The organism is Shewanella sp. 492 (assembly GCF_059338445.1).
Window position 1 is genome coordinate 1,505,347 of record NZ_CM181702.1, and the last position, 24,930, is coordinate 1,530,276.

General features: G+C 45.9%; 22 protein-coding genes. 9 read left to right on the forward strand and 13 right to left on the reverse strand.

Annotated elements, in window-relative coordinates:
* Nucleotides 1-58: 58 nt before the first annotated feature.
* The 4 genes from AC5YBX_RS06855 to ppsR all read right to left on the reverse strand — a co-directional run bounded on the left by AC5YBX_RS06855 (nt 59) and on the right by ppsR (nt 3,585).
* On the reverse strand, nt 59-718 hold the full coding sequence (locus AC5YBX_RS06855; RefSeq protein ID WP_494519469.1) for a response regulator transcription factor: 660 nt from the start codon (nt 716-718) through the stop codon (nt 59-61).
* Nucleotides 719-935: 217 nt separating this feature from the next.
* A complete protein-coding gene (locus AC5YBX_RS06860) occupies nt 936-1,364 on the reverse strand; it encodes an acyl-CoA thioesterase (protein ID WP_494519468.1) in 429 nt (142 codons plus the stop codon).
* 163 nt (nt 1,365-1,527) lie between these two features.
* The gene (locus tag AC5YBX_RS06865) at nt 1,528-2,595 is read right to left on the reverse strand and encodes a 3-deoxy-7-phosphoheptulonate synthase (RefSeq protein ID WP_475516482.1); all 1,068 of its coding nucleotides are present in this window, start codon (nt 2,593-2,595) and stop codon (nt 1,528-1,530) included.
* 177 nt (nt 2,596-2,772) lie between these two features.
* On the reverse strand, nt 2,773-3,585 hold the full coding sequence (gene ppsR, locus AC5YBX_RS06870; RefSeq protein ID WP_494519467.1) for a posphoenolpyruvate synthetase regulatory kinase/phosphorylase PpsR: 813 nt from the start codon (nt 3,583-3,585) through the stop codon (nt 2,773-2,775).
* A 126-nt stretch (nt 3,586-3,711) separates the two neighbouring features.
* Between ppsR and ppsA the strand changes: the two genes are divergently transcribed.
* The 5 genes from ppsA to AC5YBX_RS06895 all read left to right on the forward strand — a co-directional run bounded on the left by ppsA (nt 3,712) and on the right by AC5YBX_RS06895 (nt 10,745).
* Nucleotides 3,712-6,081 carry a phosphoenolpyruvate synthase gene (gene ppsA / locus AC5YBX_RS06875; protein ID WP_494519466.1) on the forward strand — a complete coding sequence of 790 codons (2,370 nt, stop codon included), beginning with the start codon at nt 3,712-3,714 and terminating at the stop codon, nt 6,079-6,081.
* A 106-nt stretch (nt 6,082-6,187) separates the two neighbouring features.
* Nucleotides 6,188-9,232 (forward strand): D-2-hydroxyglutarate dehydrogenase YdiJ, encoded by a 3,045-nt coding sequence (gene ydiJ, locus AC5YBX_RS06880; protein ID WP_494519465.1) that lies wholly within the window; start codon nt 6,188-6,190, stop codon nt 9,230-9,232.
* Nucleotides 9,225-9,686, forward strand: a complete 462-nt coding sequence (locus AC5YBX_RS06885) for a DUF1285 domain-containing protein (protein WP_494524650.1) — start codon at nt 9,225-9,227, stop codon at nt 9,684-9,686. Before ydiJ ends, AC5YBX_RS06885 begins: the two co-directional genes overlap by 8 nt.
* A 141-nt stretch (nt 9,687-9,827) precedes the next feature.
* The gene (locus tag AC5YBX_RS06890) at nt 9,828-10,244 is read left to right on the forward strand and encodes a MarR family winged helix-turn-helix transcriptional regulator (protein ID WP_494519463.1); all 417 of its coding nucleotides are present in this window, start codon (nt 9,828-9,830) and stop codon (nt 10,242-10,244) included.
* A 69-nt stretch (nt 10,245-10,313) separates the two neighbouring features.
* Nucleotides 10,314-10,745, forward strand: a complete 432-nt coding sequence (locus tag AC5YBX_RS06895) for a PliI family lysozyme inhibitor of I-type lysozyme (RefSeq protein ID WP_494524651.1) — start codon at nt 10,314-10,316, stop codon at nt 10,743-10,745.
* Nucleotides 10,746-10,790: 45 nt separating this feature from the next.
* Here the strand turns inward: AC5YBX_RS06895 and AC5YBX_RS06900 are convergent, their stop codons facing one another.
* Both AC5YBX_RS06900 and AC5YBX_RS06905 read right to left on the reverse strand, forming a co-directional pair.
* Entirely contained in the window at nt 10,791-11,135 is a 345-nt protein-coding gene (locus tag AC5YBX_RS06900; protein WP_494519461.1) for a hypothetical protein, read from the reverse strand.
* A 296-nt stretch (nt 11,136-11,431) separates the two neighbouring features.
* A complete protein-coding gene (locus tag AC5YBX_RS06905; protein ID WP_494519460.1) occupies nt 11,432-12,469 on the reverse strand; it encodes a Glu/Leu/Phe/Val dehydrogenase dimerization domain-containing protein in 1,038 nt (345 codons plus the stop codon).
* Between the two features lie 321 nt (nt 12,470-12,790).
* Here AC5YBX_RS06905 and AC5YBX_RS06910 point away from each other — a divergent pair, with 321 nt between their 5' ends.
* Nucleotides 12,791-13,240, forward strand: a complete 450-nt coding sequence (locus tag AC5YBX_RS06910; RefSeq protein WP_494519459.1) for a DUF4826 family protein — start codon at nt 12,791-12,793, stop codon at nt 13,238-13,240.
* Nucleotides 13,241-13,331: 91 nt separating this feature from the next.
* Here the strand turns inward: AC5YBX_RS06910 and AC5YBX_RS06915 are convergent, their stop codons facing one another.
* The 6 genes from AC5YBX_RS06915 to AC5YBX_RS06940 form a co-directional block, all read right to left on the reverse strand.
* Entirely contained in the window at nt 13,332-14,459 is a 1,128-nt protein-coding gene (locus AC5YBX_RS06915) for a ribosomal protein uL16 3-hydroxylase (RefSeq protein ID WP_494519458.1), read from the reverse strand.
* Between the two features lie 151 nt (nt 14,460-14,610).
* A complete protein-coding gene (gene purB / locus AC5YBX_RS06920; protein WP_494519457.1) occupies nt 14,611-15,981 on the reverse strand; it encodes an adenylosuccinate lyase in 1,371 nt (456 codons plus the stop codon).
* 32 nt (nt 15,982-16,013) lie between these two features.
* Nucleotides 16,014-16,631: a high frequency lysogenization protein HflD gene (gene hflD / locus AC5YBX_RS06925; RefSeq protein WP_119978965.1), complete on the reverse strand. Its 618-nt coding sequence runs from the start codon at nt 16,629-16,631 to the stop codon at nt 16,014-16,016.
* 3 nt (nt 16,632-16,634) lie between these two features.
* Nucleotides 16,635-17,750 (reverse strand): tRNA 2-thiouridine(34) synthase MnmA, encoded by a 1,116-nt coding sequence (gene mnmA, locus AC5YBX_RS06930; protein WP_494519456.1) that lies wholly within the window; start codon nt 17,748-17,750, stop codon nt 16,635-16,637.
* 179 nt (nt 17,751-17,929) lie between these two features.
* The gene (locus AC5YBX_RS06935) at nt 17,930-18,379 is read right to left on the reverse strand and encodes an NUDIX hydrolase (protein ID WP_494519455.1); all 450 of its coding nucleotides are present in this window, start codon (nt 18,377-18,379) and stop codon (nt 17,930-17,932) included.
* 34 nt (nt 18,380-18,413) lie between these two features.
* Nucleotides 18,414-19,028, reverse strand: a complete 615-nt coding sequence (locus AC5YBX_RS06940) for an rRNA large subunit pseudouridine synthase E (protein WP_494521637.1) — start codon at nt 19,026-19,028, stop codon at nt 18,414-18,416.
* 430 nt (nt 19,029-19,458) lie between these two features.
* On the opposite strand from AC5YBX_RS06940, the gene AC5YBX_RS06945 reads away from it, so the two are divergent.
* Nucleotides 19,459-21,678 carry an NADP-dependent isocitrate dehydrogenase gene (locus AC5YBX_RS06945; protein WP_494519454.1) on the forward strand — a complete coding sequence of 740 codons (2,220 nt, stop codon included), beginning with the start codon at nt 19,459-19,461 and terminating at the stop codon, nt 21,676-21,678.
* A gap of 110 nt (nt 21,679-21,788) precedes the next feature.
* Here AC5YBX_RS06945 and cspD read toward each other — a convergent pair whose 3' ends face one another.
* Complete coding sequence (cspD, locus tag AC5YBX_RS06950) at nt 21,789-21,995, reverse strand: cold shock domain-containing protein CspD (protein ID WP_028764803.1); 207 nt, start codon at nt 21,993-21,995, stop codon at nt 21,789-21,791.
* Between the two features lie 244 nt (nt 21,996-22,239).
* Between cspD and clpS the strand changes: the two genes are divergently transcribed.
* Nucleotides 22,240-22,548, forward strand: a complete 309-nt coding sequence (gene clpS / locus AC5YBX_RS06955) for an ATP-dependent Clp protease adapter ClpS (RefSeq protein ID WP_494519453.1) — start codon at nt 22,240-22,242, stop codon at nt 22,546-22,548.
* Nucleotides 22,549-22,582: 34 nt separating this feature from the next.
* The gene (clpA, locus tag AC5YBX_RS06960; protein ID WP_494519452.1) at nt 22,583-24,838 is read left to right on the forward strand and encodes an ATP-dependent Clp protease ATP-binding subunit ClpA; all 2,256 of its coding nucleotides are present in this window, start codon (nt 22,583-22,585) and stop codon (nt 24,836-24,838) included.
* Nucleotides 24,839-24,930 lie beyond the last annotated feature (92 nt).

Genomic DNA, 24,930 nt, shown 5'->3' on the forward strand with positions numbered 1-24,930 from the left:
ATATTAATGGTAAACCAAGAGTCAGCATTAGCGCTCGTTTCACCGCTGCTTTGTTACACTAAATCTCGACTCGGTCCATCTCTAACTGTTGCAACGAAATCACCGCTTGGGTGCGATTTCTGACACCGAGTTTTCTGAAAATGGCGGTGGCATGCGCTTTAATGGTCGCTTCTGATACCCCTAAATCATAGGCAATTTGCTTATTTAACAGCCCTTCGGCAAACATCTGCAATACCTTATATTGCTGCGGTGTTAAGTCGGCCAATTTGGCAGCCATTTGATCGGTCGCATCTTCATTAATTTGTTGCAGTTCAATATTATCGGGCAGCCATATATCACCATACAACACTGTAGTGAGGGCCTCGGCTAGGGTTTCCATCGAGGCTGATTTAGGGATAAATCCCGCGCTACCGTAATGCACTGCGCGGCTAATCGTCATGGCATCTTCATGGGCTGAAATCACTACCACGGGCAGCTCTGGGAAGTGAGTGCGCAGGTGGATAAGGGTCGAGTAACCATGGGAGCCTGGCATTTGTAGGTCCAGCAGTACAATGTCGTAGTCTCTAGTACTGTTTTCTAATAGCTTTTGTAAGGCGTCAGCGCTGTCGGCTTCAAACCAATTGGTTTGCGCAAAGGCGCCACTCAATGCTTGTCGCAAGGCATTACGAAATAAGGGGTGATCATCGGCGATGATAATATTCAAATTTTCTAGCTTCATTGCTTTTTGGTTATCTTTGTTGCATTTGAAGGTGGATTCAATGTAACAGATAACCTGCGTATTATTCTATGGATTTTATGCCGATAATGTTGATTTTTTGTTTAATTGTTCTATTTGCAAGACTTTTGTCTAGTATGATGTGGCTGTATTAATGCCAGAATAGAGGCAATATATGATAGAGGTGCTACTTATTTACACCTCTACAAGCTGCAATAGTTTAAGTGTGTAGTGGCCAAACTTGGGTGGGTTTTCTGTCATCATCGACCGCGACGAAAGTAAATACGCCACGGATCGCGTGCTCACGCAGATCTTGATACATATCTTCGACAAAAATATTCACCTCCACCTTTAATGAGGTGTTACCCACATGGATCACCTTGGCAATGATCTCGGCTAAGGTGCCAGCGGGGATCGCTTTATTAAAGTCGATTCTGTCAGAGCTGACCGTAACTAGAGGTTTGCGGCAAAAACGTGTCGCCGCGATAAATGCAGTTTCATCCATCCACGCTAAGGCTTCACCACCAAACAGAGTGTTGTGATGGTTGGTAATTGACGGGAAAATCGCTTTAATAACGCGGGCTTCAGATTGTTCAATCCGGGATAACATCGCCTCAGAATAAGGCGATTGAGTGTGAGTTAGGGGCATAAGGCAACCTTGAGGTTATGCAGAAAAAATCCACCAACACGTAATCGAGTTACGTGGCGAGTGGTTGTTGGTGTTTAAGTTCATCCAATGAAGATAAAAAGGCTTCATGCTTGAAGCCTTTATCGGGGTAAAACTGGGGCATTCTTGTTAAGAAGTAGGGTGATTAGGCACCCGCTAATTTGTTCATCCGTGCACGGGCCGCTTTTGCTAGGTCGCGTAGCAACTGCTCGGAGTCTTGCCAGTTAAGGCACGCATCTGTGATGCTTTTGCCGTAACTCAGCGGCTGGCCTGGGATCACTTTTTGGCTGCCTTCCTCAATAAAGCTTTCAGCCATAATGCCGGCAATGGCGGTAGAGCCTTGCTCCAGTTGCGCGATAATGTCTTTGGCAACAACTAATTGTTGTAAATGTTGCTTTTGACTGTTGCCGTGGCTGAAGTCAATAACCATACGGTGCGATAACCCAACGCTCGCCAGCTGCTTAGCTGCGGCATTAACGTCTTCGGCATGGTAGTTTGGCTGCTTACCACCGCGTAAAATGATGTGTCCAAATGGGTTACCACTAGTACGGTATACCGCCATGGCGCCATCTTTATCAGGTGAATAGAAGATATGTGGCTCTTTTGCGGCGCGCACCGCGTCGATTGCGATATTGATGTTACCGTCAGTACCGTTTTTAAAGCCGACAGGGCAAGAGAGTGCCGAGGCCATTTCGCGATGGATTTGGCTTTCGGTGGTGCGAGCCCCCACAGCGCCCCAAGTGATAAGGTCGGCTATGTATTGGCCGTTAACCATATCAAGGAATTCGGTCGCAATAGGTAACTTGAGTTCCGTTATCTGTTGTAATAGATGTCGTGCTAAGCGAAGCCCTTTATTGGCATTAAAGCTACCGTCGAGATCGGGGTCTGAAATTAACCCTTTCCAACCGACTGTGGTGCGCGGTTTTTCAAAATAAACGCGCATAAGGATGCACAGATCATCTTTTAACTCTTGATGCATCACGGCGAGACGTTTAGCGTAGTCGATCGCGGCATCAGTATCGTGAATAGAGCAAGGACCGATGATCACCAGCAGTCGTTGATCTTCACCGGTGAGGATCGCTTCGACTTCACGTCGTTGTTGTACAAGGTAGTCGGCAGCGTCTTGAGTCAGCGGATATTCAGATGCGAGTTTAGCAGGTGAAATGGCTTTACATAATAATGTGGTGCGTAGTTCGTCTGTTTTAGTGGTCATTCAATATACCGAGCGTTTGTCTTGGCATTTCGCCGTATTGTCTCGGATTATAACTAATAGTTGCAGGCTGCACAGTGCCTAAATCATGAAAATATTCGCTAATTGTCGGCAAGTGTGCAGTGCAATTGACAAAATTTGCCCTTTTTACTGGGTCATATCTTGCCTGATAGCCCTTATTTAAAACATATGACGCTCCAGTCCGGTGAGTTCTAAAATCTTGGTGGCGATCTCTTCGACCGAATGATTTGTGGTGTTAACAAAGGGGATGCGCTCGCGTTTGTACATCATCTCTACCTCTTTAACTTCGATACGGCACTGCCTTAACGAGGAGTAACGACTATTTTCCATACGGCTTTGGCGGATCTCATGTAAACGCACAGGATCTATGGTTAGACCAAATAGTTTGTGCTTATTCTTTTTGAGGGTCTCTGGCAGCTTGAGGTTATCCATATCATCTTCGATAAAAGGATAGTTAGCGGCTTTAATACCAAACTGCATCGATAAATAGAGGCTACTGGGTGTCTTGCCGCAGCGTGATACGCCCAGCAAGACAATGTCGGCTTTGTCGATATGTTTCAGGGTTTGACCGTCATCGTTCTCCATAGCGAAATTAATGGCGTCGATGCGCGCTTCATAACTGTGGTTGGCTTTACCGTGAGTGCGATGCAGCACAGGGCTTGCCTTGATGCCTAGCTGTTCTTCTAACGGGGCGACGAAGGTATTCAAAAAGTCATAATCGATGCATTCACTGCTGTAGATGATGTCACGAATTTCTGGCTTGACGATAGAATGGAAAACTAATGGTCGTTCACCTGTTGTAATAAAACAATCATTTATTTGCTTCTTAACCGCCTGAGCTTTTTTGGTTGTCTCCACAAATGGAATGGTAAGCGCTTCAAAAGACACTGGAAATTGCGAGAGGACCGCATGGCCAAACACTTCGGCTGTGATCGCCGTCCCATCTGAGATATAAAAGACTTTACGTGACATTTCGACCTCTTGTAGTAATAAAATTACAAATAAAATTATAGATTTACGATGCTTGCTGTGGAGTGTAAACTGCCGCTGCCCTCGTGTGAAAGGGCCACACTGAAATAAACTTGCGGAGATAGAACTGTGCAGCAATATGTACTCTGGTATCAAGAATTAGGCATGGGTGATGTCAACAAGGTTGGCGGTAAAAACGCCTCACTTGGAGAGATGATCAGCAATCTAGCAAATGCAGGTGTTCAAGTGCCTGGTGGCTTTGCGACCACCTCTTTTGCGTTCAATGAATTTCTTGAACAAAGCGGACTTAACCAGAAGATATACGACACTCTAGATTCTCTAGATGTAGATGACGTGAATGCACTCGCTACAGCCGGTGCACAGATCAGACAGTGGGTTATCGACACCCCATTCCATAGCGAATTTGAGCAGGTTGTACGTGAATCGTACGACAAGCTTTCCTCAGAAACCCAAGATGCATCTTTTGCCGTTCGCTCTTCTGCGACAGCCGAAGATATGCCAGATGCTTCATTTGCCGGCCAACAAGAAACGTTCCTTAACGTTAAGGGATATGAATCAGTATTGGTAGCGATTAAGCACGTTTTTGCTTCACTGTTTAACGACCGAGCTATCTCATACCGTGTGCACCAAGGTTACGATCATAAAGGCGTAGCACTTTCTGCCGGTGTACAGCGTATGGTTCGCTCTGATACTGCAGCATCAGGTGTGATGTTCACCATGGATACTGAGTCAGGTAACAACGACGTGGTATTTATCACTTCATCATTTGGCCTTGGTGAAATGGTCGTACAAGGTGCGGTGAACCCTGATGAGTTTTATGTACACAAGCCAAGTTTAACCGCCGGTCACAAAGCGGTTGTTCGTCGTAATATTGGTAGCAAGCTTATCCAGATGGTTTACTCAGATGATTTAAATCACGGTAAGCAAGTTAAGATTGAAGATGTGGCCGCTGACAAGCGTCGTCAATTCTCTATCAATGACGAAGAAGTGATGGAACTGGCTAAACAAGCCATGGTTATCGAGCAGCACTACGGTCGTCCAATGGACATTGAGTGGGCAAAAGATGGCAATGATGGCAAGCTTTATATCGTTCAGGCGCGTCCTGAAACTGTACGCTCACGTGAAGATGTGCAGCTTATCGAGCGCTACCACCTTAAAACCCATGGTGATGTGATTGGTGAAGGTCGTGCCATTGGCCATAAGATTGGTAATGGTATTGCTAAGGTACTGTCTTCTATCGAAGATATGGACCAAATCCAAGAAGGTGATGTACTGGTTACCGACATGACAGACCCAGATTGGGAACCTATCATGAAGCGCGCAAGTGCTATCGTGACTAACCGCGGCGGCCGTACGTGTCATGCGGCGATTATCGCACGTGAACTTGGTGTTCCTGCGGTAGTGGGCTGTGGCGACATCACTGACAAGATTAAGCATGGTCAAGAAGTCACTGTATCTTGCGCCGAAGGCGATACCGGCTTTATTTATCAAGGTATTCAAGATTTCGAAGTGATGTCATCACGCGTCGATTCAATGCCTGAACTGCCAATGAAGATCACGATGAACGTGGGTAACCCTGATAGAGCGTTCGACTTTGCTCGTCTGCCTAACGAAGGTGTGGGTCTTGCGCGTCTAGAGTTCATCATTAACCGTATGATCGGCATTCACCCGAAAGCCTTGCTTGAGTTCAATGACCAAACTGCTGAGCTGCAACAAGAGATCCACGAGATGATCGCAGGTTATGAATCACCTGTTGAATATTATGTGGCACGTCTGGTTGAAGGTATTGCGACTATCGCATCGGCTTTCCATCCGAAGAAAGTGATTGTACGTATGTCAGACTTTAAGTCTAACGAGTACGCAAACTTGGTCGGTGGTGAACGTTACGAGCCAGAAGAAGAGAACCCAATGCTGGGCTTCCGCGGTGCAAGCCGTTATATCTCTGAGTCGTTCCGTGATTGTTTCGCCCTTGAGTGTGAAGCCATTAAGCGTGTGCGGGGTGAGATGGGTCTGACTAACGTTGAGATCATGATCCCATTCGTACGTACCCTTGAAGAAGCGGCGCAAGTGATTGAGCTACTTAAAGAGCAGGGCCTTGAGCGCGGTAAAGATGGTCTACGTGTCATTATGATGTGTGAACTACCTTCTAATGCCTTGTTGGCCGATCAGTTCCTTGAGTACTTCGATGGCTTCTCAATTGGCTCTAACGATTTGACTCAGCTAACACTAGGTCTTGACCGAGATTCAGGCATCATCAGCCATCTGTTTGATGAGCGTAATCCAGCGGTGAAAGCCTTACTGGCGATGGCAATTAAGTCGGCTAAAGCCAAAGGCGCTTATGTGGGGATTTGTGGTCAAGGACCATCAGATCACGCAGATTTTGCTGCATGGTTAGTTGAGCAGGGCATCGATACCGTATCACTCAACCCAGATACCGTTATAGACACTTGGTTATACCTAGCTGAAGCTCACGCTTAATTATTCTTAAAATAGAATAAGCTAATTCGATAAAAGCCGCTTTTTAGCGGCTTTTTTTTGTTTATAATGGCAGCACTATTTTAATAACGACAAAGCAGAAACCAGCATGCTACCTAAGTTATCTCATCAACAAACGCTAGAGCCCGTATATTGCGATTTTCTCGATGCGTTAGCCGAAAGCGGTTTTACTGGCGATATTGATAAGCGTTACAGCGCGCGACTCGCTCAGGCTACAGATAACTCTGTCTACCAATTTTTGCCCCAAGCGGTGCTCTATCCACGCAATCAAACCGACGTGCGTATCGCATTAAAGTTGGCCACTAAGCCTACTTTTACCAAGGTGGTGTTCAGTGCCCGTGGCGGCGGAACAGGTACCAATGGACAGTCATTAACCCATGGTTTAATTCTAGACTTATCGCGATATATGAACCGAGTGCTCGAAGTGAATGCCGAGCAAGGCTGGGTGAGAGTTGAGGCGGGTGTGGTAAAAGATGCGCTAAATGATGCGCTGCGTCCCCATGGTTATTTTTTCAGCCCCGATCTTTCAACCTCAAATCGCGCTACTTTGGGCGGTATGATCAATACCGATGCATCAGGTGCTGGCTCGCTGGTTTATGGTAAAACCTCTGATCATGTATTGGCGCTTTCAAGCGTGCTATATGATGGTAGCGTGTTGGACACGGGCCCATTGACTTACGCTCAACTGCAGGCACTTGAGCAAGAGGGATCCCCTGATTTAGGCCAAGTGCTGCAACGTGATATTGCTAAGATGACCCGCGATCATCGTGCTGAAGTGGAGGCGCGTTTTCCCAAGCTTAATCGTTTTTTAACCGGTTATGATTTAAAAAATGTCTGGAATGACGCCCTAGATGAGTTCAACTTATCGCGCATCTTGACCGGCTCAGAAGGGACGCTGGCTGTGGTAACCGAAGCTAAATTGGATATCACGCCGCTACCGACTACCCGCATGATGGTCAATATTAAATATGATTCGTTTCAATCGGCGTTGCGTCATGCTCCCGACTTAGTCAAAGCCAATGCCACTGTGGTTGAAACGGTCGACTCAAAAGTACTTAATTTAGCTAAGCAAGACATTATCTGGCATTCGGTCTCATCATTAATTGACGATATTCCAGGTAAGATTATCGACGGTTTAAATATGGTGGAATTTGCTGGCGAAACCGATGAGGTCGAGCATAAAGTGAACTTGCTATGTGAGATGCTTGACACTCAGATAGCTCAGCAAAAAGATGGCTTGCTAGGTTATCAAGTGACGGCAGACAAAGGGTCCATCAACACCATTTATGCCATGCGCAAGAAAGCGGTGGGTTTGCTTGGGGCCACCAAAGGCAGTCGCAAGCCTATTGCCTTTGCCGAAGATACTGCGGTGCCACCAGAAAAACTCGCCGATTACATTATGGAGTTTAGGGCGCTACTTGATAGCCACCAACTACAATATGGTATGTTTGGTCATGTAGATGCTGGAGTGCTGCATGTGCGTCCAGCGCTCGATATGTGCGATCCCAATGACGAGCGTTTACTGAAAACCGTGTCTGATGACGTTGCCGCGCTTACCCTTAAGTATGGCGGCTTGATGTGGGGCGAACATGGTAAAGGGGTGCGCGGTGAATATGGCCCAGCGGTATTTGGCGAGACCTTGTTTGATCTGTTAGAGGAGGTGAAGGGCTTATTCGATCCACTTAATAAGCTCAATCCCGGTAAGCTGGTGGCGCCTAAAAACAGTGGGCCGCTGCGATACAATGTCGACAGTACCAAACGTGGCACGTTCGACAGGCAAATTCCGGTGACTACCCGGGAAGCTTTTCCCGATGTAATGAACTGTAACGGTAATGGCTTGTGCTTTAATTACAGTGTCTATTCACCTATGTGCCCCTCGTTTAAAGTGACTGGCGATCGCGTACAATCGCCTAAAGGTCGCGCAGGGCTGATGCGTGAGTGGCTACGTTTGTTAGAAGTTGAGGGCGTCGATGTCGAAGCCTTAGCAAAGGCCAAGCCGTTAGGGTGGCTGCAGCGCACCCAAAACACCATAAAGATAGATAGAGAATATGATTATTCTCATGAGGTGATGGAGTCATTAAAAGGCTGTTTAGCCTGTAAAGCCTGCTCCTCGCAGTGCCCGGTTAAAGTCGATGTGCCCAAGTTTCGAGCACAATTTTTCAATATCTATTATCAGCGTTACCTGCGCCCTGCTAAGGATTATTTAGTCGCTGGGATAGAAGACTCACTGCCGCTAATGGCCATGATGCCAAGAGTCACCAACGCCGTATCACAAAACCCGGTTAGCCAATGGGTGATTAAAAAGTCCCTTGGCTATGTCGATGCGCCGGCGTTATCGGTCCCCACTCTGAAGCAAAAATTAGAGAATCACAGCTGCCGAGGTTACGATCTTGAGGCGCTACAGCAGATCCCTCAAGATGAGCGCAACCGCTATGTGCTGGTGGTACAAGACCCTTTTAACAGCTTTTACGAAGCCGATACCGTTTATCACTTAGTGAAACTTATCGAAAAGCTTGGATTTAAGCCGATATTATTACCCTTTAAACCTAATGGTAAGCCAATCCATATTAAGGGCTTTTTGGATAAGTTTGCTAAAACGGCGCAATCGAGTGCAGATTTCTTAAATGACATTTTTGCACTGGGGATGCCGATGATTGGTGTCGATCCGGCGATGGTGCTCTGTTATCGGGATGAATATAAAGAGGTACTCGGTGATAATCGCGGCGATTTCAATGTGCAACTGGTCAATGAGTGGTTACTGGATATTGTCCAGACGCTTCCTCAGTTGGAGCCCACCGACAAGGTGTTCATCTGGTTTAGTCACTGCACCGAATCGACAGCTAAACCCAATACCGCCAATGAATGGCTGGCGATTTTTAAACACTTTGGCGCCACACTCAATACCGTTAATTTAGGCTGTTGTGGCATGGCAGGGACTTATGGCCATGAAAGCGAGAATTACTCACGCTCTAAAGCCTTATTTGATATGTCTTGGGACGGCGCCATTAAACAGTTACTGCCAGAGCAGGTGCTGGTCTCTGGTTATTCGTGTCGCAGCCAAGTGAAGCGATTTGGCGGCTTTAAACCTAAACATCCGCTGCAGGCTTTATTAACCTTGCTTAGTCATGAGTGATATTAATGCAGCGGATAGCCAATTACACCAGCTGACTCAGGGGGTGAGCTTGTGCGATGACAAACCGCTGTTTTTTATCAATGCCCAAGGTAAATGGTTTTATCAACAAGGCTTATTACCAGATAAGTTTAGCCGTTTATTTAGCCGTTTATTTAGCAGCATCTTGCAGCGGCTTGATGGTGATTACTTTTTAATAACGCCAGTGGAAAAAGTGCGTGTCGAGGTTGAGGCTTATCCACTACTGATTGTTGATTATCAAGAGGTTGAAGCGGGTCAACTGCAGATCACCACCTCTATAGATACTCAGTTTATGCTCGACAGTTGCCATTGTTTTGAGATCCAAGAGCAAGATATCTTCGTATTACTCCCTAAAGGACTATCGGCAAAACTGGGACGGGCTTGCTATTACCGCTTTGTTGAACAGTATTTACTTGATGATACCGAACTAGACTAATGGAACGGCATTATTAAGTTAGCTAAGTGGTTATTTGATAACGTGAATGGTTTTACTTACTTATTTAGTTGTACCTAAAGCTAGTTTCTTTAAAGCCAGATGGTAATATTAATATAAGGCTATTGAGGCAGGAGGTGCTGATTGAAACATTATGAGAGTTTGGGATACTTGATATCTCACCTTAATATCAGTCTGCAAAAGGCGTTTGATGAGCGTCTCAAGCGCTATGATCTAGAGATTAAACTCTGGCCAGTGCTGTTTGCCTTATGGCAAGAAGAGGGGATTACTCAGACTGAATTGTCAAAACGTTGCGATGTGGCTAATTACACTATGACTCGACTGCTCGATCAACTGCAGGTACAAGGTTTAATCACCCGTCATCAAGAAGCCGACAATCGACGTGCATTCCAAATATTTCTTACCGACAGTGCTAAAGCATTAGAGCAAGATTTGACCCGTGAAGCTGAATGGATAAATGAGCGTTTTTTAGCTTGTCTAAGCGAGGCAGAGTCAACGCAATTTATTTATTTATTGAATAAAATTAACCATCTGCCATAAGAGTGCACTTAAAATCGAACACCTCTTTTTTACGTCTATTTACCCATCAAGTGATCGAGGATAATGGTTATGCGTACCAAATTCCCGCTTATTGTCCTGTTGGTTGTTGTTATGTCTGGATGCTCTGTTAGCACCAACAGTAATACGTCAGTACTTCAGCCAATGCAAGATGCACAACCGCAGGCATCAGATACCTCTATGCCCACAGCCTACGCAGAGTTATTCTCTTTGGCTAATGGCTATAGCTTGGTGGTCGCCGAAGGTGCGTTAGAGCCTCGCTCTATCGGCAGCGTAAATGTCGCCTTGTATCGCAATCTTGAAGTAGGAGATTTCGTTACTTCGGTTTCATTTACTCGAGATGGTATTGTGCTTAATTCACTCTTGATTGAAAATGGGATTCAGAAGCAAAAACTGTCGGTGACCATGGTCACTGTTGGCAGTGGTGATTACCAAACTCGTCAATATGTGTGCGTCAATGGTGAGCAATTATCATTGTGCTAAATGATTCAACACCCCCGAATCAATATTAAATCGAAATAGTGTGTTTCATACAAGTAGTAACCCTCCTACACAACAAAGAGCAGTTAAAAAGACTACGCTGTGAAGCAGTTGCCGACTTTGCAACAAGTTCTGCTTTCCTTGCTTGATACTGGTGATGAGTCGGTTTTTTTTGTAGATACGGCAGATCATCTGTTCGCTATTTGGGTCAATAAAAAGTTGAAATTTACAGGGGTTGCCATCGTGTAGTTTTATTTGGTGTTCGCTTTTTGGGCCAAAATTAAGCTTGCGAGACACACGCTTACCGTTCACAAATACCTGCTCTAGGCCACACCAATCGCTGGCCTGTAACTCCACAACATCTTGAGTAAAGTCGTATTTGAAACTGATCATAGTGCTCTCCCGACACTAATAATGAGCTATTAATTCAAGCAGAGGACTATGACATTTTCCAGTACGCTTATGTGAATATTCGGTGGATAAAGCTTATCTCGTTGCTGGTAAAGATAAATCTTGTGCAAGGTATTTGGGATAAGCGGATCATGATCGTAAAGGGCTCTCAATGTCAAAATCTATCGAAGCTCAATTACAGTTATTAAGGTGGGATGACATAAACGATAAAAAGCCACCGATATCGCCGGTGGCTTAATGATAATGCTTATTATGCTATTGCTAATATTAACAATATATTAGCTAATGTTATTACCATTGATAATCGCGCGTGCTAGTTCGTCAGCCACGTCTGCGGTGGTGCGATTTTGCGCATCAGATAACTCAAAGACCTTAAGTAGGGTGTTGTAAATCTCTTCTACTTTAGCGGTCGATTGTACCTGATCGTAATTTTTCTCAAACGATACGTTGATGATGCCACCGGCATTAATGACATAATCAGGTGCATAGAGAATGCCTAACTCTTTCAACTTCTCACCATGACGAGTTTCTGCAAGTTGATTATTGGCACAACCGGCAACGATGCTGGCTTTTAACAACGGGATAGTAGTGTCGTTAATGGTTGCGCCAAGGGCGCATGGGGCATAAACATCAACATCTTGGTGATAGATATCTTGTGGAGCCACAACCGTTGCACCAAACTCAGTGGCCACTTTATCCAATGATGACTGATGAATGTCGGTAACGATAAGTTCAGCGCCTTCTTGATGCAGATGACGACATAGGTAATAGCCAACGTGTCCAACGCCTTGTACCGCAATTTTAAGCCCTTTAAGACTGTCGATACCACGCTGATGCTTAACCGCAGCTTTAATGCCTAAATAGGTGCCTAACGCCGTGTGGGGCGATGGATCGCCACTTTGGCCTTCTAAACCAGCCACAAAAGGCGTTTCTTGATGGGCAATCATAATATCGGCTGTCGATACACCGACATCTTCAGCCGAGTAGTATTTGCCGCCTAAGCTGTGAACACAACGACCAAAGGCTCTGAAAAGGGCTTCACGATTTTCCATTTTTGGATCGGCGATGATAACCGCTTTACCGCCACCCATGGCTAATCCTGCCAATGCATTTTTATAAGTCATACCGCGTGATAGACGCAAAACGTCAGTTAGGGCTTCATCGTCTGACTCATAATTCCACATTCTACAGCCACCGACAGCAGGGCCTAGATTAGTGTTATGAATTGCAATAATGGCGCGTAAGCCACTTTCTTTGTCATGACAAAATACGACCTGTTCATGATCGTCAAATGAGATATGATTGAATACTGCCACTTTAGGTGTTCTCCACTTGGGAATTAAAACGCCGAGCTGCAAAAATAGGCGACTTCGACGGCTTGTTATATTTATTGCAGAACGATAACATTTAGCGATACTCTCAACAAAGCAAAGATGTGTAATTATCGTGATATAGGTGGCAATTTAGCTTTCCACTTTACGTTAACGTAAGCTTGGTGGTTATTTTTTGCATCAAAATGACGATAATGACTGACAACATTTTTGGTTATCGCTTATGGCTATAGGTTTTAGCCCGTAGGTGTAGATAGTCGATGCGCGGATAATGACGCCATAATTATAACAACAATAGGAAGCAGTATGACGGAACAAGCAGTCGATCAAACTCAACCTTTGAGTGACCAAGAGCGAGAAGCGCTTACCCAGCAATGGATCAGGGAACACTTTCAAAAAGCCAACCGTTTTTTAGCCGAAAAAGGGGTGATACCCAGTAAAGTGATTGCCGCAGAAAGTCGCTATTTAGCGCCTTATTTAGCGGTGTGGAAGATGGAATCTAAGCAACCTAAGCCACAAACTTTTTGGGTGATGTCAGGCGATTTACCGTCAGATTATGTGGATGTGAAAGTGGCGGCATCTGCGCGTGATGCGATTCGGCATTTTTCAATGATATGGCAGTTAAAAGCGGAAAACTTGAAAAATTCCGGTGCGACAAACGATCCAACTCAAGCTAAGTTTGCTCAGCTATTGATCTCCCGTGCTGAGAGTCTGTATCAGATCCATAATGATGAAAAGTTATGGCAAGGTGCGTAGCGTTTTAAACGCCAAGCGATAAAAAGCCGTTTACCTTAATAAAGGGAAACGGCTTTTTTGTACCGAGCATATCGGGCCTTATTTGTGCCGACTAGGCGAGATAAGCGTAACCCTGATCCAGTAACCAGATAAAATAATCGGCTACAGCAGTTTGCTTACATAAGGCTAATGCGGTGTCACTATCAAAGCTAAACTGGTTGGCTAGGGCATCAAGGGTGCTAAGTTCGATGTTATCGAATCGATAGATCTCACCATTAATGAATAACCTTGCCTGGCTATCATCTTCTACACGGATCACTTTTAGCCCACCGATGCGCTGGATCTCAGCGCCATCTTGTAAGGCTTCGATCAGCTCATCATTAGTATGCTGGCCATCGGGATCACATATATCCAGCTCAAAGCGATTTTGGCTCAGCAGTTGTCCTAACACTTGCTGATAATGTTCTGGCTGGGTTAAGAGTTCGGTTAACAGTGCCAGCATTTGAGTTTGTTGTGCTGCGGGCAATAATCCTGGGCTGTTAGGCTCTTGGTTCGAGGTAAAGCGTTTATTACCACTATTGGTGTCGATAAGGTGATCGGCAATACCACTGATTAACTCTTGCTGGCTCGGGGCACGAAAACCGATAGAGTAACTCAGTGCGGTTTCAAGCGTTTCTCCCCGATGCGGAAAACCAGGTGGAATATAGAGCATATCTCCCGCTTCAAGAACCACATCAATCATGGGCTCAAAATCATCGATAAGTGCCGTATGAGTATCGCCACCTCTAGGGGAATAAGTGCCTTGCGGGCCCACTTTCCAGCGGCGCTTGCCTTCACCCTGCAATAAGAACACATCATAATTATCAATATGTGGACCAACGCCACCACCTGGGGTAGCAAATGACACCATTAAGTCATCAAAGCGCCAGTCTGGAATGAATCGAAATGCCTCAACTAACGGCTGAGCGTCTGGATACCAGTGGTTAACTGCCTGTACCAACAACTGCCAGTTATCTTCGCCAAAGGGGGCGTAATCTTCGATAGGGCCTTGGATGATTTCCCAATTATCGGGTTTAGTTAAAATAATGCGAGAGGCAATCTCCTCTTCACAGGCCAGTCCAGCCAGCTCATCAGCCGAAATAGGATCGTTAAAATCTTTAAAGGCAGCTTTAATCACTAATGGTTGTTTCTGCCAGTAGTGGTTGAGAAAATCTTGCAGGTTAAAATTGAGAGTATACATGGCGTGATAACCTTAGTTAGAAGGGGGAGTCAGTCAAAAAAGCCTATTCAATAACAGTGCAGTATAGCGACTATTTGGCATCGAAAGGGCTTAAAACAATAAAGGCGGTAAGCATTAGCCTACCGCCTTTATAAACGCTAATGTTAGTCGCTTACTTTAGTTCGTCGACAAAGGCTTCGGCGCGGCCAATGTAGTTAGCTGGCGTCATTTTTTTCAGCTCAACTTTAACGTCTGCTGGTAGCTCGAGATTATCGATAAATTGTGCAAGTTGCTCGCCATCGATACGTTTACCACGGGTTAGCTCTTTGAGCTTTTCGTATGGCTTTTCGATACCGTAGCGACGCATCACGGTTTGTACCGGCTCTGCTAGTACTTCCCAGTTTTGATTAAGCTCGTCACGCAGGTGCGTTTCGTTAACTTCAAGCTTGCTGATCCCTTTTAAGGTTGCTTGGTAAGCAATCAGCGCATGCGCCATGCCGACACCTAGGTTACGTAGAACCGTAGAGTCCGTCAGATCACGTTGCCATCTTGATACCGGTAGCTTTGCTGCTAAGTGCTGCATAATTGCATTAGCAATACCTAAGTTACCCTCTGAGTTTTCAAAGTCGATAGGGTTAACTTTATGCGGCATGGTTGATGAACCAATTTCGCCAGCAATAGTTTTTTGCTTAAAGTGACCTAAGGCAATATAACCCCAAATGTCGCGGTCAAAGTCAATCAGTACCGTGTTGAAACGCGCAACAGCATCGAACAGTTCAGCGATATAATCGTGTGGCTCAATCTGGGTGGTGTATGGGTTCCAGTTAAGACCAAGGCTGGTCACAAAGCGCTGTGACAGTGTGTGCCAATCCACTTCGGGGTAAGCCGATAGGTGGGCGTTATAGTTACCCACAGCGCCATTGATTTTACCCATGATCTCAACGGCTTGAATTTGTTTAAGTTGGCGTTCAAGACGTACGGCAACGTTAGCCATCTCTTTCCCCAGAGTCGAAGGTGACGCAGGTTGACCGTGGGTACGTGACATCAATGGGACTGAGCGATATTCAGCTGCTAGCTTTTTGATGCTATCAACGATTTGCTGACAGTAAGGTACAAGCACCTGCTCGCGAGCATCGGTTAACATTAAACCATGAGACAGATTGTTAATATCTTCAGAGGTACAGGCAAAGTGTACAAACTCATCGATAGCGACTAATTCGGCGTTATCGGCGATTTTCTCTTTGATAAAGTACTCAACCGCTTTGACGTCATGGTTGGTGGTGGCTTCAATGGCCTTGACACGCAGGGCGTCCTCTTCACTGAAGTTATCTTTGATTTGATCGAGCAGTGCTAATGCCGCTTCGCTAAAAGGTGGAACTTCTTCAATTTCTGGACAGCTAGAAAGCAGCTTTAGCCAGTTTATTTCGACTTGAACACGGTATTTGGTCAGGCCATACTCGCTGAAAATCCCTCGTAATGAGGCGGTTTTACTACCATAACGACCGTCTACCGGAGAGATAGCAGTTAGTGCGGAAAGTTCCATTAGAAGCTCCTTTAATGAACTTAGCTTATTATTTATAGGGTGAGGCTTTTCTTTGCTGTATCAACTATTGCTTTACGTGAGAAGACAAGGTGTCTGCGCTTGCCTCCCAGTTGGCGCCATAATACTGCGCTGCGAATGGCGGCGAGCAGTAGGGCGCGAATTTTTTGCTGAACCAGTGGCTGTTTCAGAAACTCGGGATTGCCGGAGATCTGAATTTTTGGCCCCAAATCACTGATAATATCGCTATAAATACCGGCAAAGTTACCAATCACTTGATCGTCTGTTATCGAAAAGTGGTGTAGCTGGCGGTGCACCTGATTGATGCGCTCAGCCAGCATGCCCATGGCATTCGATGAGCGTGCCAGTTTGCGCTCAAGGGCCAAAATGCCGATTAAATAACGGGTGATCTCGACATCTTTTTGCTTGTCATCACCCAGTTGATTGAGGATCAACTGATAGCCTTGGTTGAGAGCCACTTTATCGGCATAGACCTCACTAGTACTGTCAGGATTGGTGACCAAAATACTATTAAGGCTGGCCGCGATGGCGTCATTGTCTGCTTGACCATGGCGAGCCACTCGCTGAACTAGCGAAATGGCTTGCAAAATGCCGGCAAAAGCCATGGTCCGATCGAAAATAGGCTCACTCACGTTTTACTCTCTTATTAACGAATCTATGATACCGCCGCCGAGGCAGACTTCACCGTCATAAAATACGGCCGACTGACCTGGGGTAACTGCAGCAACGGGTTCATCAAAAATCACTTTAATGCGATCTTCACCTTCATAGGTGAGGGTGCAAGCGACGTCGTGCTGACGATAGCGGGTTTTGACGGTGATCTTGGCACCATCTTGTGGGCCTTTTCTATCAACCCAATGCAGCTGATCGGCATAGAAGCCAACCGACATCAATCTTGGGTGTTGACCGCCTTGACCGACAATTAACACATTACGCTCGAGATCTTTATCAACCACATACCAAGGGTCGTCGCCACTGTTTTTCATGCCGCCAATGCCCAAGCCTTTACGCTGGCCTAAGGTGTGGTACATCAAGCCTTGGTGCTCGCCAATCACTTCACCTTCAGCGGTCTCGATTTTACCGGGCTGTGCCGGTAGGAAGGTTTGCAAGAAGTCGGTAAATTTGCGCTCGCCAATAAAGCAGATGCCAGTGCTGTCTTTTTTATCATGGGTGATAAGCCCCATCTCTTTAGCGATGTCGCGTACTTCACTTTTTTGCAGCTCACCGACTGGGAACAGCGAGCGAGCAATTTGCTCATGGCTTAAGGTGTAGAGGAAGTAGCTTTGATCTTTATTGCTGTCGACACCACGTAGCATTTGGCTTTGGCCAGAGGCATCGCTGCGGCGCACATAGTGCCCCATGGCGATATAGTCGGCGTCTAAAATTTCATCGGCGAATTCTAAAAACGCTTTGAATTTAATCTCTTTATTGCACATGATATCTGGGTTTGGAGTACGGCCAGCTTTATATTCGGCTAAAAAATACTCAAAAACATTGTCCCAATATTCGGCTGCAAAGTTAACGGTATGCAGGGTGATACCCAGCTTATCGCATACAGCTTGTGCATCTTTTAGGTCATCGGCGGCGGCGCAATACTCGTCGGTATCGTCCTCTTCCCAGTTTTTCATAAACAGGCCTTCAACTTGATAGCCCTGTTTAAGCAGCAAATAAGCTGAAACAGATGAATCAACACCACCAGACATGCCGACGATGACTTTTTTTGCGTTTGGATTGGGTTCGATTAGTGCCATAGATCCTAAAAACCGTTTAAAAATTGTGTTGCTACGGCGCCACAGTTAATGCAGCTCTGCTGCCGAGTGTCGTTGCGCTCAACTGCATCTTGATAAATAACAGATCAGGAGCCACCAACGCACGCTTAACGCCGTATATGCGGGGGCATATTCTATCACGCATTATGCGTGGTAGCTAACTAGAGAAACTGACAATTAACCACGTCAGTCGAAAATTGTTTTCCCTGTAGCTGATCTTCAATACATTGGAGCACTAATGGGCTGCGCAGCTGGTGATTAAGGGCTTGGATCTCTGCGAGGCTCAGCCATAAGGCGCGGTTGATGGCGCTATCTTGTGGATGCGGCGTACGTTGGCTATCGAGTTGGCAGAAATAGGTAAAACGCAGGAAGGCGAGTTCAGGATTTGCCTGCAATTGATAAACCCCAATTAAAGATTGCGGGGTAATATTGAGCCCGGTTTCCTCTTGTACCTCTCGTTGGCAAGCTTCGAGCAGGCTTTCATGAGCTTCAAGGTGGCCAGCCGGTTGGTTGTATCGCAGCTGGCCATCGATAGACTCTTCGACCATCAAATACTTATCCTTGCACTTTATGATGCAGGCAACGGTGACATTAGGTTTATAGCGATGCATTGCAGTCCTTTAGTGGCTATCAACAGACTTAGGTTTAGGTTTGTGGCAGTATTTTATATTCACCGTTAGCAATCCCATCTAGGCTCCATTGGCCTATTTTATAACGAATTAATCTGAGTGTCGGGAAGCCTACATGGGCAGTCATGCGCCTGACTTGCCGATTACGCCCCTCGCAGATCTCAATACTGAGCCAAGTCGTCGGGATGTTTTGCCGCTCTCTAATGGGGGGATGCCGAGGCCAGACATCTGGCGCAGTCATAACTTCAACCTTAGCGGGTAGGGTAAAGCCATCTTTTAATTCCACCCCTTGACGCAGTGCTTGTAATGCCTCAGCGGTAGGGGCACCTTCTACTTGCACCCAATAGGTTTTGTAAGTTTGCTTTTTAGGCTCGGTGATGCTCGCCTGCAGTTTGCCGTCATTAGTCAGTAACAATAGCCCTTCACTGTCTCTATCTAATCGACCTGCGGCGTAGACCTCTTTTATGGGAATAAAATCTTTGAGGGTTTGGCGGCCTTGCTCATCTGTAAACTGGCACAATACGTCGAAAGGCTTATTAAACAGCACGATAACTGGGTTTTCTGCCCGCGGCTTACTGGGCTTTTTGGCTCTTTTAAATTGAGAGATAGCCGCTGATTTATCCGCTGCCATCTTGGTTTTTGATGGCGCTGATTGGCCGCGACGTGAATAAGGTTTGGCTTTTACTGGCTTTGATGAACTCACAAGGAAAACTTCTGGCGTAGTGTATTCGATTCGTGACATTGTACTGTGCATTCGCCATTAGTGGAATTTGAATATTGCGGTGAATGATTTATGATGTCGGCCATTAAAATGTGATCGATAGCAAAACGTAGGTGGTTTTTGAGAGATAGGCTCTAGTGATGTTGCATTGATTTGGCTTGCCTTGAAAGCCCATGCTCCATAGGGGTTTAAGTGGTTAAGTAGATTGACTCCTCCACCTAGATTATCTGCGCATTCTTGATGAGTTTGATGCTCGTCATATGATAAAAAGATAGAAAATAGTAATAGAACAGTTACTTGATTCATTAATGCTTTATTTTACCCAAACGTAGGACATAACATGAACGACAATCCAACGATTATCTATACCGAGACCGATGAAGCCCCGGCGTTAGCCACCTTATCTCTACTACCTATTATTAAAAACTTTACCGCTGCGGCGGGTGTCGGTGTTGAAACCCGTGATATTTCATTATCTGGCCGTATCATTGCTAACTTCTCTGATTATTTGACGCCTGAGCAACAGATAGCCGATGCGTTAGCCGAGCTGGGTGAATTAGCCACTAAGCCTGAAGCCAATATCATTAAATTGCCTAACATCAGTGCCTCGATCCCGCAGTTAAAAGCCTGTATCAAAGAGCTACAAGATAAAGGCTACGCTTTACCTAATTACCCTGATGAACCTAAAAACGACACCGAAGTCGACATCAAAACCCGCTACGACAAAATTAAGGGCAGTGCCGTAAACCCTGTGCTACGTGAAGGCAACTCAGATCGCCGCGCACCCACATCGGTCAAAAATTATGCCAAGAAAAATCCTCATTCAATGGGCGCATGGAGCCGTGACTCTAAGTCACACGTTGCCCATATGGAGGGGGGCGATTTTTATGGTACAGAGCAGTCGGTGACCCTTGAAGCTGCTACTTCTGTGGATATCGTGTTTGAAGGTGCCGATGGCTCGCACAAGGTTCTTAAGTCAGGTTTAGCCTTGCAGGCTGGTGAAGTGGTTGATGCGTCAACCATGAACAAGAAAGCATTGGTCACTTATCTTGAACGTGAAATTGAGGCGGCAAAAGAAGAAGACGTACTTCTATCATTGCACCTCAAAGCCACCATGATGAAAGTGTCTGATCCAATTTTATTCGGTCATGCAGTCAAGGTTTACTACAAAGAGCTGTTTGCTAAATACGGTGAGCTGTTTGAAGAGATTGGGGTTGATGTGAATAACGGTTTTGGTGATGTGTATGCCAAAATCGCGACACTCCCAGCTGAAAAACAAGCTGAAATAGAGGCAGATATCGCCGCAATTTATGCCCAGCGTCCAGCATTGGCTATGGTTGATTCTGATCGTGGTATTACTAACTTACATGTGCCAAGTGATGTGATTATCGATGCATCTATGCCTGCTGCTATTCGTTCATCTGGTCAAATGTGGGGCCCCGATGGCAAGCTTAAAGATACCAAGGCGCTGATCCCAGATCGTTGTTACGCTGGCGTGTATCAAGAGACCATTCAATTTTGTAAAGAACATGGCGCATTCGATCCTACCACTATGGGCAGTGTCCCGAATGTTGGCTTGATGGCTCAAAAAGCTGAAGAGTATGGTAGCCACGATAAAACTTTCGAAATCCAAGCCGATGGTGTGGTTAAGGTGATTGATACCGACGGTCATGTATTACTGGCGCATACAGTTGAAGCCGGTGATGTGTGGAGAATGTGTCAGGTTAAAGATGCGCCTATTCGCGATTGGGTGAAACTGGCTGTTAACCGTGCCCGTTTATCAGCGACTCCTGCGGTATTTTGGTTGGACGCTGAGCGTGCCCATGATGCGCAGCTTATTGCTAAGGTGAACAAATATCTTGCTGAACATGATACCGATGGGCTTGATATCCACATTATGTCGCCTATTGAAGCGACCCGTTTTTCACTCAAACGTATTAAAGCTGGCCTAGATACCATCTCGGTGACGGGTAACGTACTGCGTGATTACCTCACCGATCTGTTCCCCATTTTAGAACTTGGCACCAGCGCTAAGATGTTATCTATCGTACCGCTTATGAGCGGCGGTGGACTGTTTGAGACGGGCGCGGGCGGTAGTGCGCCTAAGCATGTGCAACAGGTCGAAAAAGAGGGTCATCTGCGCTGGGACTCATTAGGCGAGTTTTTGGCATTAGCAGCATCATTAGAGCACCTAAGCCAGAACTACAATAACCCTAAGGCGCAAGTGTTAGCCGATGCACTCGATATTGCTATCGGTCAATTCTTAGATGAAAATCGCTCGCCTTCACGCCGTGTTGGTGAGTTAGATAACCGTGGCAGCCATTTCTATCTTGCGCTGTATTGGGCTAAGGCGTTAGCAACTCAAGATAACGATGCTGAAATTAAGGCTTACTTTACTCCATTGGCTCAAGCATTAAGCGACAACGAAGCTAAAATTGTTGCCGAGTTAAATGCGGCTCAAGGCGCGCCAGTGGATTTAGGCGGCTATTACCGCTTAGATGCTGCCAAGGCTGAAGCCGCCATGCGGCCAAGTGCGACTTTAAATAGTTTATTAAGCTAAGACGGTCACAGTGGTGATCGAAGGGAAGCCTGTAGGCTTCCCTTTTTGTCGCCCAAATTGGCCAATAAAAAAGGCAGGATATTCCTGCCTTTTTTGTTTTTATCAACCGCTTATTTAGTCGGTGATATCGCCGATGCGTGCATCCCTTTTGGCCCTTGTTCTACCTCGAATTGGACTGGTTGGCCTGCTTTTAGAGTTCGATAGCCTTCCATTTCGATGGTAGAATAGTGTGCGAAAACGTCTTCACCACCAGCTTCAGGGCAGATAAACCCGAATCCTTTGGCGTTGTTGAACCATTTAACAGTTCCGTTTGCCATACTTCCACTTCCTTCTGTTGTTTACTGACCAGTTAGATAGTAAAACTAATGATGCGGGGAGAATTCACCGCTCAATGAACAGAATGTAACCAGTAAAAGCGGATGTCAAGGTTAAATTAACAATAAAGTAACAATTTGGCAAAAACTGCGAACGACTGGGTTATTGGTCGGATGACTGTTATGGTGATTGAAAGTAAAATATCAACATTTGGTAGAAGCCAAAACTAGAGGCTAATATTTAAAGATGGGTAAAGCAGGAAATATCGAACACATTGAAGAGCGTGTCGAAGCAGAGATTGCACCGCCTTCAATGTATAAAGTGATTTTAAATAATGATGATTACACCCCAATGGATTTTGTGATTGAGGTATTACAGCTCTTTTTTAAAAAGAACGAACAAGAAGCCACAGATATCATGTTAGCGATACATCACCAAGGTAAGGGAATATGTGGCATTTTTCCGTTTGGTATTGCAGAAACTAAGGTTGCACAAGTAAATCAGTTTGCAAGACAAAACCAACATCCGTTACTGTGTTCATTAGAGAAAGCCTGAATCTCGAAGTGTGTGATTAATTTAGGGGGTGCTTATGCTAAATAAAGATCTTGAGGTGACACTGAACCTGGCTTTTCAACAAGCCAGAGACGCACGTCACGAATATATGACCGTAGAGCATCTGCTACTGGCTTTAATCGATAATCCGGCTGCACAAGAGGCTTTACTGGCCTGTGGCGCCAACCTCGATAAACTCAGAGAAGAAGTGTCTAGCTTCATCGAACAAACCACGCCGGTCATCTCCGATCCTGCTGATGAGCGAGAAACTCAACCTACGCTTGGTTTTCAGCGCGTACTGCAGCGTGCGGTGTTTCATGTGCAATCATCTGGTCGCAATGAAGTTACTGGTGCCAATGTGCTGGTGGCCATCTTTAGTGAGCAAGAGTCACAAGCCGTTTATCTGCTGCGCAACAGCGAAGTTACCCGCTTAGATGTGGTTAATTACATCTCTCATGGGGTCGGTAGAGATGATATGGACAGCGCACAAGAGCCTGAGCAGGCAGCAGAACATGCAGAAGCAGAAGAGCGCAGTAAGTTAGCGCAATTTACCACCAATCTTAACGAAGAAGCTCGCAAAGGTAATATCGATCCCCTGATTGGGCGTACCGAAGAGATAGAGCGCTCGATTCAGATTCTATGTCGTCGCCGTAAAAATAACCCGTTATTGGTTGGCGAGGCGGGCGTTGGTAAAACGGCGATTGCTGAAGGGTTAGCTTACCGTATCGTCAATGAGCAGGTGCCAGAGGTGATGGCGAATGCGACGGTGTACTCGCTCGATTTAGGCGCGCTGCTGGCGGGCACAAAATATCGTGGTGATTTCGAAAAGCGATTCAAAGGATTGCTAAAAGAGCTGACGCAAGATGAACATGCGATTTTGTTTATCGATGAAATTCATACCATCATAGGTGCCGGCGCCGCGTCAGGCGGCGTGATGGATGCCTCTAACTTACTTAAACCTCTGCTCTCGAGCGGTAACTTACGTTGTATGGGATCAACCACGTTTCAAGAATATCAGAGTATTTTTGAGAAAGATCGCGCGCTGGCTAGACGTTTCCAAAAAGTGGATATTAATGAGCCTTCAGTGGCAGAAACCACTAAGATTTTGCAAGGGCTTAAGTCTAAATATGAAGAGCATCATGGGGTGCGCTATACTTTAGCGGCGCTGAGTGTGGCGGCGCGTTTGTCTGATAAGCACATTAACGACAGACACCTACCCGATAAAGCCATTGATGTGATCGATGAAGCGGGCGCCAGAATGGCGATGTTGCCTGCCAGCAAACGTAAAAAAACCATAGGTCAAAGTGAGATTGAGGCGATCATCGCTAAAATTGCACGTATCCCTGAGAAGTCCGTATCGGCCACAGACAAGGATATGCTCAAGAACCTTGAACGCAACCTGAAGATGGTGGTGTTTGGTCAAGACAAGGCCATTGAAGCCCTGAGTGCTGCTATCCGCCTGTCTCGAAGTGGTCTTAGTGGCGAAGGTAAACCTGTTGGTAGCTTCTTGTTTGCTGGCCCGACCGGGGTGGGTAAAACCGAGGTGACCAGTCAACTTGCGGCATGTTTAGGGCTTAACCTAGTGCGCTTTGATATGTCGGAATATATGGAAAGCCATACTGTATCGCGCCTCATCGGTGCGCCTCCAGGATACGTGGGCTATGATCAAGGCGGCTTGTTAACTGATGCTGTGATTAAAAACCCTCACTGCGTAGTTTTGCTTGATGAGATAGAAAAAGCGCATCCCGATGTCTATAACTTGCTGTTACAGGTGATGGATCACGGCACCCTAACCGATAACAATGGCCGCAAAGCCGATTTTAGGCATGTGACCTTGGTGATGACCACCAACGCCGGTGTGCAGGAGACGGTGCGTAAGTCCATCGGCTTTAAACAGCAAGATCATAGCCAAGATGCACTGTCAGAAATCAACCGTGTGTTCTCGCCTGAGTTTAGAAACCGCTTAGATGAGATCATCTGGTTTAATCACTTAGATATGACAGTTATCGCCAAAGTGGTCGATAAGTTCTTGGTTGAACTGCAAGCTCAGTTAGATGATAAAGCCGTCACACTGGAAGTAAGCGATGAAGCCAGGACCTTACTCGCCGAAAAAGGTTATGATAAATCGATGGGGGCACGCCCAATGGCACGTGTCGTTACAGAACTTATCAAGCGACCACTTGCCGATGAAATATTATTCGGCCAGCTAGAGAAGGGCGGTACTGCTCGGGTAGATGTCGATGGTGATAAGTTGACTATTGAGGTGGAACGACTGGAAAAAGTGACCCACTAAAATGGATTTATCACCCATTAAAAAAGGCTGCAATTGCAGCCTTTTTGCTATCTATCGTTCGGTAAAATATGCATAGATAATGCAGAGTCCAC